Here is a 17,256-nt window from a genome sequence, read left to right on the forward strand (position 1 = left end):
GACGGAGGAACTCCCACTCCTCATCGGACAGTTCATGGCGACGTATCACCCGACCATGATCCACCACTCAAGATCAATTGAAGACACGACCTAGGACGATGGCCTTCACCGAGGCGGGATGATCGCGCTCACGTGCGGTAGCGGTAGATGATCCGGCCCCGGGTGAGGTCGTAGGGGCTCAGCTCCACGAGCACCCGGTCGTACGGGAGGATCTTGATGTAGTTCTTCCGGATCTTCCCACTGATGTGCGCGAGCACCTTGTGCCCGTTGTGCAGCTCCACCGTGAAGGTGGCGTTGCGCAGACATTCGACGACGGTTCCCTCCATTTCGAGACCGCCCGATGTTTTCGGCAAAATCACTCGTTCCTTTGAGTCGATGACGGTGAAAAACTCGGGGACGCGCTGACGCGGCGGCGCCTCAAAGGCGCACCAACTCCAGATTCACGCCCGTGCGCTGGGCGCCCACGCCCTCGAAGAGCGCTGCGGCGGCGGCATTGGACTCGTCCACCTCGGCCCATGCCGTTTCGGCGCCGGAGCGGTGCAGCGAACCCAGCGCCTCGGCCAGCAGCGCCCGCGCGATGCCCTGGCGCCGCTCCTCGGCCAGGACCGCGATCAGCCCGATCCGCGGCCTTCGGGGGACCGGTGCCACCCGGATCAGCCCCACGTAGCGACCGGACAGTTCCGCGACCGCGTACTTCGACGGGTCCACGACCGTGCCCCCGGCAGGGAGGGGCAGCACCTCGGCCGGCATCGTCCGCCAGCCGACCGTGGCCCCGACCTCCTCGCGAATCGCCCGGTCCAGCACGCGCAGCGGGTCCTCCCGCGCCTCGCCGGCGGGCACGACCGTCACGGCCGACGGCGGCAGCACCGCGTCGAGCCCGGTGACCCGCGGGTCGGTGGGCACGGCGTACTCCCGCTCACGGCGCCCTGTCGTGAAACCGGCCCGCTCCCAACCGGCCCTGACCTGGTGGTCGGTCTCACCGACCACCACGTGCAACGGCGCCGGCAGGTCCGCCACCATCGCGGCGGCGAGCCGGTCGAAGACCGCGTCCTGCCACGCGTCGACGCTGACGAACATCCGCCCGTCGGGCCTGCGCACAGCGTCGCCGCGCCCGACCTCCCGGTCGTCCTCGACGGCGAGCCAGTGCGTCTGCGAGACCCGTGTGATCGTCACCGGGTGGCCCCCGGTGCGCGAAGAGAAATGCGATGTGTCCATGGTGATGCCCTTTCAGGAATGCCCTGTCGGTCGAGGCACTCCCGAGGACACCTACGTCACTCGCGCACCGTGCGGGAAAGGGGGAGCACCCACTTGAGAACAGCGTTCACGGGTCTCACCTCCTAGCGGCCTGTCACGGTGTTCCGCACGCTACCAAGCGGGCGGCGCCCCGCCCAACCCGTTTTCCGCGGAGGCTCCCCGGCCCCCGCCCCGCCGGGCGACGCGTGCCCCGGGACGGCCGCATGGCGCGGGCGCGCGTTCTCGGAGACCGACGCATCGGTACGCACCTAGCACCGCCCGCGCCACGGAAGGCGGTAGCGGGAGGACAGCCGGTACTCGCCCGCCGCGGGCGCGTCCAGCCTGGCCCACCGGCCCTCCCGCTCCAGGCAGCCCTTGTCCGGCCACAGCCACGGCGAATAGGCGATGCGCACGGTCACCGGGCCCGGACGCCCGACGCGGACCACCAGTTCGGCGTCGTCGAAGCGGACGACCGTCGCCGGCGGCGAGACGAGGGGGACCGCCCCCCGCACGCGGTAGACCCGCCAGTGGGCGTCGCGCCAGACCGGCTCCAGCCAGGGGGAACCGCCGCGGACGAAGGCGGCCTCCCGCGCCGCCGGCCCGTCGGGCTGGCCGTCGTGCAGGACCACGAACCCCACGGCCGCGTCATCGAGCCAGGCCCGGTAGGCGGTCGGGGAGAACGAGCCGTCGTAGAAGAGCCGTCCGCGCTCGACGTCCAGCTGCCGGTTCCAGCCCCGGGCGGAATTGACGTGCGGGGCCAGGCCGCTGGCCTCGCGGTGGTCGCGGGCCGGCACCACCTCCACCCGGGTCCGGTCCGCCCCCAGCCGTTCCAGGGCGGCCACGACGCCGTCCGTGTCGGCCGCCCAGGCCGGCACCGTGGTCGAGACCCGCAGGTCGTCGACGGTCTTCTGGGTCACCCAGTTCACCGACAGGGCGAGCGCCACGGCCAGGGCGGCGCGCCGGACGGGCGACAGCCGCGGGGCCATGGCCGCCGCGAGCAGCACGGCCGGTGCCATCAGCTCCGCGAGCCGCTCTACGTTCGTGCCGACCGGCGAGGGGATCAGATACGTGAGGACGACCCCGGCCGCGTAGACGGCCGCCCCCCGCCGCAGTACCCGCCAGTCGCGCGGGGCGAGCACGAACACGGCGAGGCCCAACAGGGCGGGCGGCCAGATCCGGCCCGCGAACATGGGCTGTTCGCCCCGGAACGGGAACAGCGCCGTCGTCAGGCCGACCACGACGGCCGGCGGCACGACCAGGGCCGCGCCCCAGTGGTACCGCCGGCTCAGCAGGCAACCGGCCCCCGCGACCACGAGGAACAGCCCCGCCACGGGGCTCGCCATGGTGGCCAGGGCACTGAGGAGCGCCGCCAGACCCGGGCGGTCCCGGTGTCCGGAGACGGCGAGGCACGCGGCGAGGCCGATCGCCACCCCGAGGGCGAACGTGGTGCGGCCGGAGGCGACGTCGCACCACAGCGCGGCGGACGCCAGGAGGGCCGCCCACACGGGCCGCTCGATCCGCGTGCGTTCCAGGAGGCGGGCCGCGCACCAGGAGGCCGCGAGCCCGGACGCGACCGTGACCGTCCGCACGCCCATCCAGGCCATCAACTGCGGTGACAGCAAGCTGTAGTTGGCGGTGTGCATCCCGCCGTACCAGAAGAGGTTGTACGCGGACGAGGGGTGGCGCGCGGCGAACCCCGCCCAGGCGTCCTGCGCCGCCAGGTCCCCGCCGCCCGTGGCCAGCACGGTGGCCCACAGGACGTACAGCGGAAGGGTGGGCACGGTGGCCAGCAGCGGCACCCGGTGGCGGTGGCAGAAGAGTCGGAACCTTCCCCTCCGGCTGCTGGCCGTCCCACCGGCGGGTACGGACGTGAGGTGCGCAGAAGCCACGGTCACCGCTCTTCCATTGACGCCGGGGGACACTGTTCCACATGCCAGGACGTGCCTAGGGGCGCGGCGGTTGGTCCCCGGGTCCGTCGGAGGCGGGCCGGCGATGGCAGGCCGGCGGCTCCGGGGCGGGCGGCATGCGGACGGGCCTCCGCGCCCGGACCGGCATGCCAGGTGGCGGGCCCTCCACCGGTCGGAGTGGTGGTCGACCGTGATGGGCCCTCGGGTCCTATCGCTCGCGCCTCCCCCTCGCGGTCTTGGGCCGCCTGCGGTGGGTGGATCCCGGGGAGGGGACGCCGAGTACCGGGGAAAGGCGCTGGGCGGCGTACTCACGGTTGACCAGTGTCTGCCTGCGTCGGGCGTCAGGCACGTTGGGCATGGCGAGGAGCCGGTCGCAGGCTTGGTACGAGCCTGCCCAGTCCCCCACCCAGTACGCGCTGATCGAGAACTCGAACAACATGCCCCAGCGGTACACCCAGGGGCTGACGAAGAGCAGGTCGTCCGGCACGGGCCGGTTGAGACCGGCGGAGGCGAAAGTGTATGCGGTCCGGTAGCGACCCATGACGCGCAGTCGCGAGCACAATTCGTAGCAGGCTTCCAGGCGGTGGGGCCGGGTTTCCCAGGCCTGCACGAGCGCATCCATGGCGCCGGGCCAGTCGCCCCTCCCGGCCTTGAGGACACCGATCTGGACCCGGGAGTAGTAGACCTCCTCGGACCAACCGCCCATCGCGGCGCGACGCTCGTACAGCGCAATCGCCTCCTCCGCCCGGCCCATGTCCCGCTTGGTCTGGGCCAGGTAGAAGACAGTGCGGGGGTTGTCCGGATCTCGCTCGAGCTCAGCACTCAGCAGACGTGCGTCGCGCTCGAACTTGTCGTGACGCGATCCTCCGTCGGCATGGTCCACGATGACGAGGGCATCGAGTTTCGCCTGATCGGCCGGTTCGTCGGTGGTGAGGTATTCGTGGGTGACACCTTCGTAACGCCAGGCGATGTCACCTCGTACCAGTCGCTTGATGCGGTACTCGAGGTCGCCTTCGTGCCGCAGCATGTAGGAAGCGGCCGTCAAGGGTGGGAGGGGCCCGTCCTGCCGGACCTCCAGATCCGCGTCGAGCAGGAGCAGGTAGTCGGCCTTCCCGCGGGCGTGAGCGATGTTCAGGCTGCGGTTGTGACCGAAGTCGACCCAGGGCTCCGAGTGAAGTTCACCGGGGACACCCCTGAGCGCCTCGCGGATCAACTCCTGCGTGCCGTCCGTGGAACCGGTGTCGGAGATCACCCAGGTGGTAATGAGGTCGCGGACCGAGGAGAGGCAGCGTTCGATGACGCCGGACTCGTTCTTGACGATCATGCAAAGGCAGATTGACGGCTGCACATCATCACCGTTCGCCACGTGAATGTGACGGTGACTTTAAGGCGATGCCCGGCCCGGAAGAAGTCCGGCACACCGCAGTCTGGTCCGTTCAGGGGGTCTTGGGCGGTCCGTCCGTCGCTGGTTGCGCGTGCCGCATGCGGTGTACGGGATTAACGATCAAATCATGACAAATGGTGCATTCCGTCACGTTGGGGCGTGCTCGGCAGGCGGAACACCTGCCCCGTGGGCCCGGGCCGACACGGGCGGGGCGTTTCCCCCGGGCAAGGGGTGGCGCCCGCACTCCTGAGGCACGAACAACACTTCGACCGAGGAAAGTAGGTCTTCATGAGTCCTGCGAACAGAGCCCCGTCCGGGCTCGGTCCGCTTCCGAAGCGGCACGGGTGGCTCGTCGGAGCCGCGACGACATCAGTGGCTCTCGTCATGCTGGGCCTCTCCAGTCCTGCCCTGGCCGCCACAAGCAGCCCTCACCGGTCCATGGTGCTGAAGGGCACGTCCGCGGGCGGCGACTGGTGCGACGGCCCACGAGCCGGTCGGGACCACGGCGACGACTGCAGGGGCAAGACCGGTCCGACCGGCCCCCCGGCCCGACCGGTCCGACGGGCGATACCGGTCCGACGGGCGATACCGGCCCCACGGGGGACACCGGCCCCACGGGGGACACCGGCCCCACGGGGGACACCGGCCCCACGGGGGACACCGGCCCCTGCATGGACATCGACAGCTACGCTCCCAGCAACTCCGAGGAGTTCAGCGCGGTGCTCACCACCGACGGGAGCTACTTCGTCGGTCGCCGGGGCCTGGACGGCGGAGTGGACCTGGACGGGGACGGCGTCACCGGCGAGGCGACCGGGCCCTACGTCTGGACCAACATCAGTGACGGAGACCCCAACCCCAACTACCCCGCCAATCCGTGTTCCGTCTCCATCACGGCGCAGGGCAACTCGGCCTACGCCAAGGTGCTCACCACGGACAACGAGGTGTGGGAGACACACGGTGACATCGAGGGGCAAACCTTCGTCTGGGACGAGCCCTGGGTCGAACTCACCCAACCGTGACGTTCGCGAAGGACGACGTCCGGAAAGTGCAGCGCGCCGCCGGCGCTCCGGGAAGGGCCATTCCCGACAGGAACGACTGAGCAGCGTGTCGCCGTGAGGCAGGTCCTGCGCGAGCCCTGAGGAAGGACGCTGTGCCGTGCCGGGCGACTCCCCGGCACGGCACACGTGCCCGAGCCCTTGACGACCCTCCCCGGCCGTCCCGGGCTCTCAGGCGGTGGTGACCCGGAGTTCCTTCACGCCGTTGAGCCAGGCCGAGCGAAGGCGGCGCGGAGCGGCGGTCATCCGCAGGCCGGGCATCGCGTCGGCGATCGCCCGGAAGATGAGGTCGATCTCCAGGACGGCCAGGGACTTGCCCAGGCAGTAGTGCGGTCCTCCGCCGCCGAAGCCGAGGTGCGGGTTGGGATCGCGGGTGATGTCGAAGACGTCCGGGGAGTCGAAGACCTCCGGGTCATGGTTGGCCGAGGCGTAGAAGAGGCCGACCCGGTCGCCCTTCCTGATCCGCCGGCCGCCGAGTTCCGTGTCCTCGACCGCCGTTCGCTGGAGGGACACCACCGGCGTCGCCCATCGGACGATCTCCTCGGCGGTCGTCGCGGGGCGCTCCCGCCGGAAAAGCTCCCACTGCGCGGGGTGGGTGAGGAAGGCGTGCATGCCGTGGGCGATGGCGTTGCGCGTCGTCTCGTTCCCCGCGACGGCCAGCATCAGCACGAAGAAGCCGAACTCCTCGGAGCCGAGGTTGCCCTCGTGCTCCGCGGCCACCAGCGTGGTGACGATGTCCTCGGCGGGACACCGCTTGCGGTCGGCGGCCATGTTCTTCGCGTACGCGATGATCGCCGTGGCCGACTCCGCCCCGGCCGTCTGCGTGAGCGCGTACTCCGGATCGTCGTAGGCGATCATCCTGTTCGACCAGTCGAAGATCCTCGCCCGGTCCTCCTGCGGCACTCCGATGAGTTCCGCGATGGTCTGCAGCGGCAGTTCGCAGGCGACCTCCATGACGAAGTCGAAGGGGCCGGGCAGCGCCCGCACCCGTTCCACGATCGCCCGTGCGCGGGCGCGCAGCCGGTCCTCCAGCGCCCGGATCGCGCGCGGGGTGAAACCGCGCTGCACGATCTGCCGGACCCGGGTGTGCTCCGGCGGGTCCATGTTGAGCAGGATCAGCCGCTGGGCGTCGATCGCCTCGGGCTCGATGTGCTCGTCGAAGCGGATGATGGCGGTGTTGAGGGAGGACGAGAAGAGCTGGGGATGCGTGGACACGTACTTGACGTCAGCGTGCCGCGTCACGGCCCAGTAGCCGTCGTCGGCGAAACCGGCCAGGCCGTGCGGCTGCTCGATCCAGCGGACCGGTTCCGTCCGGCGCAGCTCGGCGAACTCCGGAAGAGGCACGCGCTGGTGCAGCAGATCGGGGTCGGTGAGGTCGAAACCGTCGGGCAGCGCTGGACAGGGCATGAGCGACTCCCACCATTCTGACGGCCCAGCAGAAACTACCGAGGAGGTAGTAACGGGTTCCATCTGTGGCGAGGGGCGCGGCACGCCGGACTCCCGGGTGATTGGTCCGGATGCGCGGATGGCGCCTTCGGGCCACCGGGACGATCCCCCGCCTGCGTTCGCTCGGGTTGAACGTGCCGGAGTAGGGCCGTCCGCTGGGTCAGGTGCCCAACCCGGCGGAGAGGCCTTGGGCACAGCATCTGGACACGCGCGATGCCCGAATCCGTCGACGGCACCCGCCTGATCGACGGCGGTGGCAACGAGGGTGCGGGGGGAGGCGTCCACACCACCAGCGCCGTGCTACGCCCACACCGTCCAGCGGCGAGGAGCACCCGTGACCCGGAATCGGCACACCCCGGGCACCACCGGCGACGGGACGAAGCCCGCCCAGGCCGTCAGGGTCGGCGTCAACGCGGCTACGGCGAGGAAGGCCAGGTGGGCGGCTCTCCCCCGGATCTGGCCGTCGCGGAGGACGGTCAATCGAGACAGAACTCGTTGCCCTCGATGTCCTGCATCAGGATGCACGACTCGTTCTCGTCGTCGGCAAGCAGCGTTCGCACGTGTACCGCGCCGAGCGCGACCAGTCGGGCGCATTCCGCCTCCAGTGTGGCGAGGCGCTCCTCGCCCACGAGTCCGGTGCCGACCCGCACGTCGAGATGCACCCGGTTCTTGACGACCTTCCCTTCGGGAACGCGCTGGAAGAGCAGGCGGGGGCCCACACCCGAAGGATCACTGCAAGCGAAGTAGACGACCTGGTCCTCAGGCGGCAGCGAGCGGTGGTAGTCCTCCCATGTGGCGAACCCCTCCGGGACCGGCGGTACGACGTATCCCAGCACCTCGCACCAGAAACCGGCGAGGGGCGCGGGCTCCGCGCAGTCGAAGGTGACTTGGAACTGCTTGATCGATGACATCGGCGCACCATAGCAGGGGGACTGTGTCGCTCATCTCCCGCTGTGGAGCGGCATGTTGGCGGGAGGACAGCCACTGCCGGCAGCTTCGGTGCCGTCCGGTCGCCTCGTCGGCGCACGCGAGGTTCACTCGCGGCCCGACGTGACCAGGGCCAGCGTGCCCGCTGCCAGTGCCGCGAGGAGGAGGGGGGCGGCCAGGTTGTGGTGGGTGACCAGCCAGGCGCCGAGCAGGGCGCCCGCCGCCATCGCGGCCACGGCGGCGGCGCGGCGGGCGGAGCGCCGGCCGTCGCCGCCGCCGAGGCGGGATTCGGAGGCGAGGCCCGTCAGGGTCATCGTCAGGACGGTCGTCGTCAGGTCGGCGACGTGGAGTTTGCGGACCGTGGCGTTGCGCAGGCCCATCGCGAAGGCGGTGAGGGCGATGAGGGCGTACGTCGTGCCGTTCGCGTCCGGCTCGGCGAACGCCACCGCCGCCGCGGCGCCGACCAGCACGGACTCGGCGGTGAGCGTCACCCGGGCCCAGGTGCGGCGTGAGCCGCCGCCGAAGCGCACCGCGATCCGGCCGCCGGCCGTGGCACCTGCCAGGAAGCACAGCAGGGAGGTCAGGGTGTGGCGGATCGAGAAGCCGGGGGCACCGGCGGCGGCGAAACCCAGGACCACCACGTTGCCGGTCATGTTCGCCGTGAAGACGTGGCCGAGGCCCAGATAACCGACGGCGTCGATCAGGCCGCTGACCACCGTCAGGCCCAACAGCACGGCCCCGAGGCGCAGTCCGCGCGACTCGGGGTTGTCCGGGGGCGGGGCCGGCGGCGGTCCCGTTGGCCGGTCAGGGGGCTGAGCTGCGGTCATGGCGCCAGCAAAGCAGAGCGGTCGGGGGCCGGCCGAGGGGCTCGCCGGGTCCGGGGTGCCGGGCGCGGTAGGGCGGGGCCTGGGGTGCCGGGGCCGGGCTGCCAGGCCCCGGGGTGCCGGGCCTGGGGTGCGCCGCTTGCGGTGCGGTGTGGGTGCCGGGCCCGGGGGCCGCGGTCGGAGGGTCGGGCCCGGGGGGTGCCGCGTTCCGATTGGTCGGGTGCGGCGAAGGCGACGGCCCCGGGGATCAGGGGACCGCCGCCTCCATGGCTGCCGTGAGGTGGCTCAGACCGCGGGTGCGGCTCAGTACCAGCCGTTGGCCTGCCAGAAGTTCCAGGCGGCGGCCGGGCTGCCGTAGCGGGAGTTCATGTAGTCCAGGCCCCACTTGATCTGGGTCTGGGCGTTGGTCTTCCAGTCGGACCCGGCCGTGGACATCTTGGAGGCCGGGAGGGCCTGGACCAGGCCGTAGGCGCCGGAGGAGGAGTTGGTCGCGGAGACGTTCCAGTTGCTCTCGCGCTCCACGATCTTGCTGAACGCGTTGTACTGCGCGGCGTCCGGGATCATCTGGTGCGCGATCGCCTGCGCCTGACCGGCCGAGTTGGCGGGGGCGGCCTGGGCGGGGGCCGCGGTCAGGGCCATGCCGACGGCGGCGGCGGCCACGGCGGCGGTGGTGAGGGACTTCTTCGGGGTGGCGATGCGGCGGATGAAGGAGACGGACACGGAGAACCTCTTGCGTCGGGGACGGTGGGGGTCGCGTGCAGTTCCGTCACCACGCGGTGCGCGGTGGGGCGTGCGTCGGCGCCGCGACCCGTGGGGCCGTGGCGCCTTGCGACGTCGTTCAGACAAGCAGGTGCGAAATCTGTCCGCAAACACCCCTTTTACTAGTTGTGGTCGCATCTGGGGTGAAGGTCCGTAGTGTGAGCTACGTCGCAATGCGCAGGTCAGCGGGGGTGTCCGGGCGCGCGGGTCGCGGGCGGGGACTACGGCCCGGGGTCGTAGGTGATCCGCGTCACGTGGGCGGGCTCACGGAGGCCGTCGCCGTACGCGTACACGGACTCACGGAGCGGGTGCGTCGAATGTGACCGGCGCCTCGAAGGCGGCGCGACGGGTGGCGCGGCGCAGGGCGCGGAGCAGCGCGGGGCCGAGGACGAGGGTCAGTACGACGGTGACCACGGCGCGGCCCAGGTCCCAGCCGAGCGAGGTGGCCAGGCAGTACGCGAGGAAGCGGGCCAGGTTGGCGGGGACGGCGGCGTGCGGGTCGAAGGCGATGGAGGAGGCGAGGGCGCCCATGAAGGGCCAGCCCGCGAGGTTCATGACCGTGCCGTACGCGAACGCGGCGAGGAAGCCGTAGAGGGCCAGCAGCGCCAGTTCGGCGCGGCCGCGCAGGCGTTCGGGGCCCGGCAGCAGGCCCGCGCCCATGGTGAACCACCCCATGGCCAGCATCTGGAACGGCATCCACGGCCCCACCCCGCCGGTGAGCAGGGCAGAGGCGAACATCGTGACGGAGCCGAGCACGAACCCGAAGCCCGGTCCGAGGACGCGCCCGCTGAGCACCATCAGGAAGAACATGGGCTCGATGCCGGCGGTCCCGGCCCCGATCGGGCGCAGGGCCGCGCCGGTCGCGGCGAGCACGCCGAGCATGGCGACCGCCTTCGGGCCGAGCCCCGACTCGGAGATCGTCGCGGCCACGACTGCGACGAGGAGGACCAGCAGACCCGCGAACAGCCAGGGCGCGTCCTGCGCGTGCGCGCCGAGCTGCGAGCCGGGCGGGGCGAGGAAGGGCCAGCCGAAGCCGACGACCCCCACGGCGCCCACCAGGACGAGGGCGGCGAGGGAACGGGGGCCGATGCGGACGGCCCGCACCGGGCGCCGCGGGCCGGTGGCGGGGGCGCCTTCCCGCCGTGGGCCGGTCGCGCGAGGGCCTTCGCGCCGCGGGTCGGTTTCGGTGCGGCCTTCGGGTCGCGGGTCGGTCTCGGTGCGGCCTCGTCGCTGTGCGGCGGTCGCGCGCGGGGCTCCGCGCTCTTCGGCGGTCATGCGAGGGCCTCGCGCACCTGGGCCGTGGTCAGCCAGGGCTGCGGCGCAAGGATCTTCGTCACCTGCGGTGCGAAGGACGGGGAGGAGACCACGACGTCCGCCGTCGGTCCGTCCGCGATCACCTCTCCGTCGGCGAGCAGGACCACCCGGTGGGCCAGTTCGGCGGCGAGTTCCACGTCGTGCGTGGCGAGCACGATGGCGTGGTCCTCGACGGCCAGGGCGCGCAGGACGGCGACCAGGCGGGCCTTCGCCGCGTAGTCGAGCCCGCGGGTCGGCTCGTCGAGCAGCAGCAGGGGCGGGCGGGCGGTGAGGACGACGGCCAGGGCGAGCGTGAGCCGCTGGCCCTCGGAGAGGTCACGGGGGTGGGTGCCGTCCGTGATGCCGGGCAGCAGCTCCGAGACAAGGGTCCGGCAGGTGCCCGGCGGGGCCCCGGCGTCCCGGTCGGCGGCGGCGCACTCTGCGGCGACCGTGTCGGTGTAGAGCAGGTCACGCGGCTCCTGCGGGACCAGGCCGACGCGGCGGACCAGGTCGCGGGGCGGGGTGCGGTGCGGGGGCGCGCCGCCGACCCGGATCCGCCCGGCGGACGGCTCGACCAGGCCGACGAGCGCCCCGAGGAGCGTGGACTTGCCGGCGCCGTTGCGGCCCATGAGGGCGATGGTCTCACCGGGCGCGACGGCCAGGTCCACGTGCCGCAGCGCGTCCACGCGGCCCCGCCGGACGGCGAGCGAGCGCACGTCGGCGACGGGGGCGGCGGACGCCTCGGCAGCGGGGGCGCCGTCGGCACCGGCCTCGGCGGCCGGGTGCTCCGGCGTGACGCCGGGCATGGTCCGCCGGAACAGACGCCGGAGGACGCCGGGGGAGCGAGGGGCGGCGGGCCGGGACGTGCTGCCTGATTCCGGGTGCCCGCAGGGCGGGTCGGTGGCCGCCCCGGCGGTGCCGGTCGTGTGTATGGGTGCCGCGCCGGCGTGGGCCGTCCCGGTGCCACCAGTCGTTCGTGCCGGGGCCGGTCCCGCGGAAGCCGGGGTGGCGGCGCCCCCGGTCGTGCGGGCCGGGAGGCCGGCCGCCCCACCTGTGCCGGTCGTTCGTGGGGGTGCCGCGTCGGCGCGGGTCGCGGTGTCGACCGTCCCGGTGCCGTCGGTCGGTCGTGCCGGGGCCGGACTCGCGGAGGCAGGGGGAGCTCCTGGCGTGGGCGTCGAGGTGTCCGTAGCCCGGGGGCCGGTCGTCGGACGGGCGAGGGGTGGAGGCGCGGAGAGCGGGACATGGTGGGCCAGGCGGTCACGCAGGGGGGCGGCGCGGCGGCGGGCGTCGCGGACCGTCAGGGGAAGGGGGGTCCAGCCGGCGAGACGGCCGAGGTCCACGACCGGCGGGAAGACGGGGGAGACGGCCATGACGTCCGCCGGGGCGCCGAGGACGGGCGCGGCGCCCGGGGAGGGCAGCAGGACGACCTGGTCGGCGTACTGGACGACGCGTTCCAGCCGGTGTTCGGCCATGAGGACCGTGGCGTCGAGGTCGTGCACCAGGCGCTGGAGGACGGCGAGGACCTCCTCCGCCGCGGCCGGGTCGAGCGCGGAGGTGGGCTCGTCGAGGACCAGCACCTGCGGGTGCGGGGTGAGCACCGAGCCGATCGCGACCCGCTGCTGCTGCCCGCCGGAGAGGGTGGCCAGGGGGCGGTCGCGCAGGCCGGCCAGGCCCAGCAGGTCGAGCGTCTCCTCCACCCGGCGCCGCATGACGTTCGGGGCGAGCCCCAACGACTCCATGCCGTAGGCGAGTTCGTCCTCCACCGTGTCCGTCACGAAGTGGGACAGCGGGTCCTGGCCGACGGTGCCGACGACGTCGGCGAGTTCGCGCGGCTTGTGGGTGCGGGTGTCGCGCCCGGCCACCGTGACGCGGCCGCGCAGGGTGCCGCCCGTGAAGTGCGGGACGAGGCCGCTCACCGCGCCGAGGACGGTGGACTTGCCCACCCCGGACGGCCCGACGAGCAGCACGAGTTCGCCTTCCGGCACCTCGAAGTCGACGCCCCGGACGGTCGGTTCGGTGGCGCCGTCGTACGTCACGGAGACGTCCTCGAAGCGGATCATGAGGGCTCCTCGGCGGCGGGGGCGGACGGGGCGGGAGGACGGTCGGTGGCGGCGCGGCGGGGTGCGGCTCCCCGGCCCGGCGCGGGGCCCGCGGGGGCGGCGGGGGCCAGGAACGCGGGGAGCAGGCCCAGGAGTACGGCCGCCGCGGGCCACAGCGGGAGGGCGGGGGCGACGAGCGGGACCACACCGGGGTGCAGCGCGCCGGGATCCCGCGCCGCGGCCAGGAACAGCAGCGCCGCGACCGCCGCACCGGACCCGGCCACCAGCAAGGAGCGCGGGTTCCAGGTGTCGGGACGGTAGCGGGTGCGCGGCGAACGGCGGCCGCCGAGCCACAGACCCGCCAGCGCGGCGGCGACCCCGGCGAACAGAACGGGGAGGCCGTAGGTGCCGCCCTCGGCGGTGAGCAGCCCGTACGTTCCGGCGCAGACGCCGAGCAGCCCGCCGAGGGTGAGGACGGCCGTGGTACGCCGCACGGCGGGCGCCACCTCGGCGGTACGGCCGTAACCGCGGGCGTCCATCGCGGCGGCGAGGGCGACGGAGCGCTCCAGCGCGCCCTCCAGCACCGGCAGCCCCACGTGCAGCAGGCCCCGGACGCCGCGGTCCGGGCGGCCCCGCAGCCGGCGCGCGGCGCGCAGCCGGCGGACGTCGGCGACGAGGTGCGGGGCGAAGGTCAGCGCGACGACCACGGCGACGCCGGTCTCGTACAGCGCGCCCGGCAGGGACTTCAGCAGGCGGGCGGGGGCGGCGAGGGCGTTCGCCGCGCCGACGCAGACCAGCAGGGCCGCCAGCTTCAGCCCGTCGTAGAGCGCGAAGACCAGGGCCTCGGCGGTGACCCGGCCGCCGAGGCGGATGCCCTGCGCCCAGTGCGGCAGCGGGACTTCGGGCAGCGTGACGATCACGTGCGTGCCCGGGATCGGGGAGCCGAGCAGGGTGGCGAAGGCCAGGCGGACCAGCAGGACCGCCAGGGCCAGCTTGACGAAGGCGGGGTAGGAGCGGGCCGAGGGGGTGTCCGGGCGGCAGGTCACCACGACGTAGCCGGACACCGCCAGGAGGAGGGTGAGCAGGAGGGGGTTGGTGGTGCGGGTGGCGGCGGTGCCGAGGGCCAGCGACCACAGCCACCAGGCCCCCGGGTGGACCACCAGCCGGGAGGGCGCACCGCGCGACGGCCCGCGCCCGGGGCCGTCGCTACCCATGCCTGCGCCGGCGCGCCTGCCACACCGCCGCCACGGCCAGGGCCGCCACGCCCGCCGCGCCGGCGAGCAGCCCCACGGACGGGCCGTCACCGGACGACTTCCGCGCCGAGGACGCGGACGCGGAGGAGGTCGAGGACGAGGTGGAGTCCGGGGCGGCGCCCGCGCCCGCGTCCTTCCCCGCGGTCGTGACCTGCTCGCCGCAACCCTGCCGGGGGTACCCGGCGATCGCGCACAGCAGGGCGTTGGTGTCGTACCGCAGCGGCCCCGCCACCGCGGCCAGGGCCTCCGCCGTCGTCGCGTCCGGGGACACCCGCGCGCAGGCCGTGCGCGGACCCGGCGGGGTCTCGCCGGAGGGGGCGTCCGCCCTGGTGCCGAAGTCGAGCACCAGGGCCACCCGCTTGCTGTCGTGCCGGGCCGGGGTCCGCGCGCAGATCGTGGCGAAGTCGGCCGTGCCGCGCGGCTGCTTCGCGTTCCGCGAGTCCTCGCTCACCGCGAAGCGGAAGCCCTGGACGTCGCCGTCGGCGGGGCGCGCCGTGGACGGCCCCTGCGTGGCGTACGACCAGTGGCCGCCGTCCCGCTCCCAGAAGGACCAGTAGCGGTAGCCCACGGCCTGCGCCTGGCCGGCGCCCCCCGGGAGCAGGAACGCGGCCAGGAGCAGCACGGCCCGCACGCGGAGCCGGCGGGTCACGGCTGCTGCTTCTTCCGGCGGCCGCTGAGCAGGAAGCCGACGCCGATGCCGGCGACCAGGCAGACGCCGACGATCCACCACACGCCGTACCCCGAGTCGTTCTTGCGGTCGGCGTGCGTGGACTTGTGCTCGGCCGACTGCGGGGCCGGGCCCGCGGCGTTGAGCCGGTCGACCAGGTTCACGCCGCCGAAGGCGCGCGGGTCGGTGCCCGTCGCGTGGGCCGCGAAGATCAGCTGGGCGTAGGCGGCGGGGCCGCTCTGCTTGGCCCACGGCTCGAAGTGCCGCTCCAGCCACCGCAGCGGCTTCTGCGCCTGCCCGGCCCCGCCCTGCGCGGCGAGCGCGACGACCGTGTCGGCGGTGTTGCCGTAGTCGGGCTGGTCGGTGGAGCCGGGGAGCACGGAGGTCAGGTAGCCGTCCTTGGCGACGGCACCCGCGAGGTAGGACGCGCCGTTGGCGGCGGCGCGCTCCGGCGTCGCGCTGCCGGAGTCCGTGCAGTGGGCGGCCGTGCCCGCCGTGGCCGCGGGCTTCGCCGCGAAGCCCTGGCCCAGGGCGCCGACCACACCGGCGGCGGTCGCGTCCGCGTTGGCGGCGAGCTTGCCCTTCTTGTCGGGCTGGTAGGCGAAGGCGCCGGCCCCGTCGCCGTCGCACGGCAGGGCGAGCTTCAGCAGGGCGTCGTCGGCGGACCGGCCGTCCTTCTCGACGGCCGCGGGCCTCTGGCCGGCGGCGGCGAGCGCGCCGACCACGACGGACGTGGAGTTGGTGTCGCTGGGGCCGCCGGGGGTGTACCCCCAGCCCCCGTCCTTGTTCTGCACGGACTTCAGCCAGGCCACCGCCTTGCCGGTCACGTCGTCGTGACCGCCGAGCGCGGCGAGCGCCTGGACGGCGGCGGCCGTGCTGTTGGTGTCGACCATCACCTTGGCGTCGCAGGCCTTCCCGGGCGTGGCACGGAACGCGGCGAACGCGCCGTTCGCGCACTGCTGCCCGGTCAGCCAGTCCACCGCCTTCGCGGCGGGCCGCACGCCCACGGTGTGCTGGGCGAGCAGCGCGAGCGACTGGCGCCAGACGCCGTCGTAGGTGGGGTCTGTGCTGCCGTAGAGCCCCGACGGGATCGCCGGCTTGGGCGACGGGGACGGTGCGGCGACGGCGGGTGCCGCGGTGCCGATCACGGCTATGGCGGCCAGAGCCGCGGCGTTGCGGCGAACGTTCATGATCGGCTGCTGCCTCTCCCTGAAGAGAGCCGGACAGCACGGGACACCCCGGGCGGCTCGGCTCCGTAACCTCGACGGTGCCGTGTGCCGGCGGACCGCCGACGCACGTGAGCCGGTCACGTCCGCCCGGGGCAGTCCGGCTCACCGCCCCACGGGCGGCTCACGGTTGCGGGTCAGCGCCGGAATTGCACCGGCTTCCCCTCGTACGGGTGTGATGACGACGCGGCCACTCTACCCGCAGGTAGCGGGGCTGCGAGAGGGGCCTGGGTGCGGGGGGGTCCGGCCCGGGCTCCCGCCGCCGCACCGCGCCGAGGGGGTCGGGCACGGTGGCGTCGTCCGGACCTCGTGGGGGCCGATGCGCGGGGTGATCCACGGGGGCAGATGGTCGCCGGAGAACAGGCTTCCCCAGCCACGGAGTTGGGCGCGGATGCCGCTCCTCCCGGCGGAGACGGCGGGCCGAGCGCGGACGCACCGCCGGCGGCAAGGGGGGCGGACGCGCCGTCAGCGGCAGGGGAGGGGAGGGTGGCCGGGAGGCCCGGCGGACGAACCCGGGGCGTCCTCCGCCGGAGCCGTCAGGTCGATCAGACGGCAGACCGTCTCTATGTCCGTCCGCACCTGGGCGATGGAGGCCCGGCCCGACAGCCAGGTGATCAGCGCCGAGTGCCAGGTGTGCTCGATCACCCGGACCGCGGCGAGCTGTTCGGGGGTCGGGCTGTCCAGGCCCATCGCGTCCAGGATGATCGCCGTGGTCTGCCGGGAGACCTGGTCCACCTCGGGGCTCACGCTGCGGTCGGCGAAGGTGAGCGCACGGACCATCGCGTCGGCCAGCTGCGGCTCGCGCTGGAGCGCGCGGAAGGCCCGCATCAGGGTCTCCGCCACCCGTTCGGCCGCCGTCTCGCCCGCCGGCGGCTTCTTGCGCAGCGTTGCGTGCATGTGCTCCAACTGGTCCTGCATCGTGGCGACCAGCAGATGCACCTTGGAGGGGAAGTAGCGGTAGAGCGTGCCGAGCGCCACCTGCGAGGACTCCGCGACCTCCCGCATCTGCACCGCGTCGAAGCCGCCCCGGCCGGCCAACTGGGCGCTCGCGTGCAGGATGCGGCGGCGCCGCGCCTCCTGCCGCTCGGTGAGGGGAGGCGGCGGGGGACCGTCCGCTCGGACGGAGTGGGGACCGGGGGAGGTCCGCGCGGTACGGGCTTCCCCCTTGGCTTCCGCAGGCATGGGCACCGTTCCGTGACAGTCGGTGAGGGCGAGTGATCGGACAGCGGGGCAGGGGCGCCGG

Annotated in this window: 15 protein-coding genes and 1 riboswitch; of the genes, 1 reads left to right on the forward strand and 14 read right to left on the reverse strand. The window is 73.5% G+C overall.

Going from position 1 to position 17,256, the window contains the following annotated elements; all coding sequences use genetic code 11:
- Positions 1-128: 128 nt before the first annotated feature.
- The 4 genes from infA to ACF1A5_RS26465 all read right to left on the reverse strand — a co-directional run bounded on the left by infA (position 129) and on the right by ACF1A5_RS26465 (position 4,464).
- A complete protein-coding gene (infA, locus tag ACF1A5_RS26450; RefSeq protein WP_392195372.1) occupies positions 129-326 on the reverse strand; it encodes a translation initiation factor IF-1 in 198 nt (65 codons plus the stop codon).
- A 91-nt stretch (positions 327-417) separates the two neighbouring features.
- On the reverse strand, positions 418-1,215 hold the full coding sequence (locus tag ACF1A5_RS26455; protein ID WP_392195373.1) for a GNAT family N-acetyltransferase: 798 nt from the start codon (positions 1,213-1,215) through the stop codon (positions 418-420).
- A 287-nt stretch (positions 1,216-1,502) separates the two neighbouring features.
- Positions 1,503-3,122 carry a hypothetical protein gene (locus tag ACF1A5_RS26460; protein ID WP_392195511.1) on the reverse strand — a complete coding sequence of 540 codons (1,620 nt, stop codon included), beginning with the start codon at positions 3,120-3,122 and terminating at the stop codon, positions 1,503-1,505.
- A 226-nt stretch (positions 3,123-3,348) separates the two neighbouring features.
- Positions 3,349-4,464 carry a glycosyltransferase gene (locus ACF1A5_RS26465; RefSeq protein WP_392195374.1) on the reverse strand — a complete coding sequence of 372 codons (1,116 nt, stop codon included), beginning with the start codon at positions 4,462-4,464 and terminating at the stop codon, positions 3,349-3,351.
- Between the two features lie 731 nt (positions 4,465-5,195).
- Between ACF1A5_RS26465 and ACF1A5_RS26470 the strand changes: the two genes are divergently transcribed.
- Positions 5,196-5,543, forward strand: a complete 348-nt coding sequence (locus ACF1A5_RS26470) for a hypothetical protein (RefSeq protein WP_392195375.1) — start codon at positions 5,196-5,198, stop codon at positions 5,541-5,543.
- Positions 5,544-5,750: 207 nt separating this feature from the next.
- On the opposite strand, the gene ACF1A5_RS26475 is transcribed toward ACF1A5_RS26470, so the two are convergent.
- The 10 genes from ACF1A5_RS26475 to ACF1A5_RS26520 all read right to left on the reverse strand — a co-directional run bounded on the left by ACF1A5_RS26475 (position 5,751) and on the right by ACF1A5_RS26520 (position 17,195).
- Positions 5,751-6,986 (reverse strand): cytochrome P450, encoded by a 1,236-nt coding sequence (locus ACF1A5_RS26475; protein WP_392195376.1) that lies wholly within the window; start codon positions 6,984-6,986, stop codon positions 5,751-5,753.
- A gap of 515 nt (positions 6,987-7,501) precedes the next feature.
- Positions 7,502-7,936, reverse strand: coding sequence for a VOC family protein (locus tag ACF1A5_RS26480; RefSeq protein WP_392195377.1), 435 nt, complete (start codon positions 7,934-7,936; stop codon positions 7,502-7,504).
- 123 nt (positions 7,937-8,059) lie between these two features.
- On the reverse strand, positions 8,060-8,779 hold the full coding sequence (locus ACF1A5_RS26485; RefSeq protein ID WP_392195378.1) for a YoaK family protein: 720 nt from the start codon (positions 8,777-8,779) through the stop codon (positions 8,060-8,062).
- A gap of 300 nt (positions 8,780-9,079) precedes the next feature.
- Positions 9,080-9,496 carry a transglycosylase SLT domain-containing protein gene (locus ACF1A5_RS26490; protein WP_392195379.1) on the reverse strand — a complete coding sequence of 139 codons (417 nt, stop codon included), beginning with the start codon at positions 9,494-9,496 and terminating at the stop codon, positions 9,080-9,082.
- Positions 9,497-9,832: 336 nt separating this feature from the next.
- Positions 9,833-10,810 (reverse strand): ECF transporter S component, encoded by a 978-nt coding sequence (locus ACF1A5_RS26495; protein ID WP_392195380.1) that lies wholly within the window; start codon positions 10,808-10,810, stop codon positions 9,833-9,835.
- On the reverse strand, positions 10,807-12,888 hold the full coding sequence (locus ACF1A5_RS26500) for an ATP-binding cassette domain-containing protein (RefSeq protein ID WP_392195381.1): 2,082 nt from the start codon (positions 12,886-12,888) through the stop codon (positions 10,807-10,809). Before ACF1A5_RS26500 ends, ACF1A5_RS26495 begins: the two co-directional genes overlap by 4 nt.
- Positions 12,885-14,081, reverse strand: coding sequence for an energy-coupling factor transporter transmembrane protein EcfT (locus ACF1A5_RS26505; RefSeq protein ID WP_392195382.1), 1,197 nt, complete (start codon positions 14,079-14,081; stop codon positions 12,885-12,887). The genes ACF1A5_RS26500 and ACF1A5_RS26505 overlap by 4 nt, the downstream gene beginning before the upstream one ends.
- On the reverse strand, positions 14,074-14,769 hold the full coding sequence (locus ACF1A5_RS26510) for an SCO2322 family protein (protein ID WP_392195383.1): 696 nt from the start codon (positions 14,767-14,769) through the stop codon (positions 14,074-14,076). The genes ACF1A5_RS26505 and ACF1A5_RS26510 overlap by 8 nt, the downstream gene beginning before the upstream one ends.
- Positions 14,766-15,977 carry a prenyltransferase/squalene oxidase repeat-containing protein gene (locus tag ACF1A5_RS26515; protein WP_392195384.1) on the reverse strand — a complete coding sequence of 404 codons (1,212 nt, stop codon included), beginning with the start codon at positions 15,975-15,977 and terminating at the stop codon, positions 14,766-14,768. The genes ACF1A5_RS26510 and ACF1A5_RS26515 overlap by 4 nt, the downstream gene beginning before the upstream one ends.
- A gap of 129 nt (positions 15,978-16,106) precedes the next feature.
- Positions 16,107-16,179: riboswitch (cobalamin riboswitch) on the reverse strand.
- 299 nt (positions 16,180-16,478) lie between these two features.
- Positions 16,479-17,195 carry a TetR family transcriptional regulator gene (locus tag ACF1A5_RS26520; protein ID WP_392195385.1) on the reverse strand — a complete coding sequence of 239 codons (717 nt, stop codon included), beginning with the start codon at positions 17,193-17,195 and terminating at the stop codon, positions 16,479-16,481.
- Positions 17,196-17,256 lie beyond the last annotated feature (61 nt).

The sequence above is a fragment of the Streptomyces sp. NPDC014864 genome (genome assembly GCF_043081525.1).
In the GTDB taxonomy this organism is placed as follows: Bacteria; Actinomycetota; Actinomycetes; order Streptomycetales; family Streptomycetaceae; genus Streptomyces.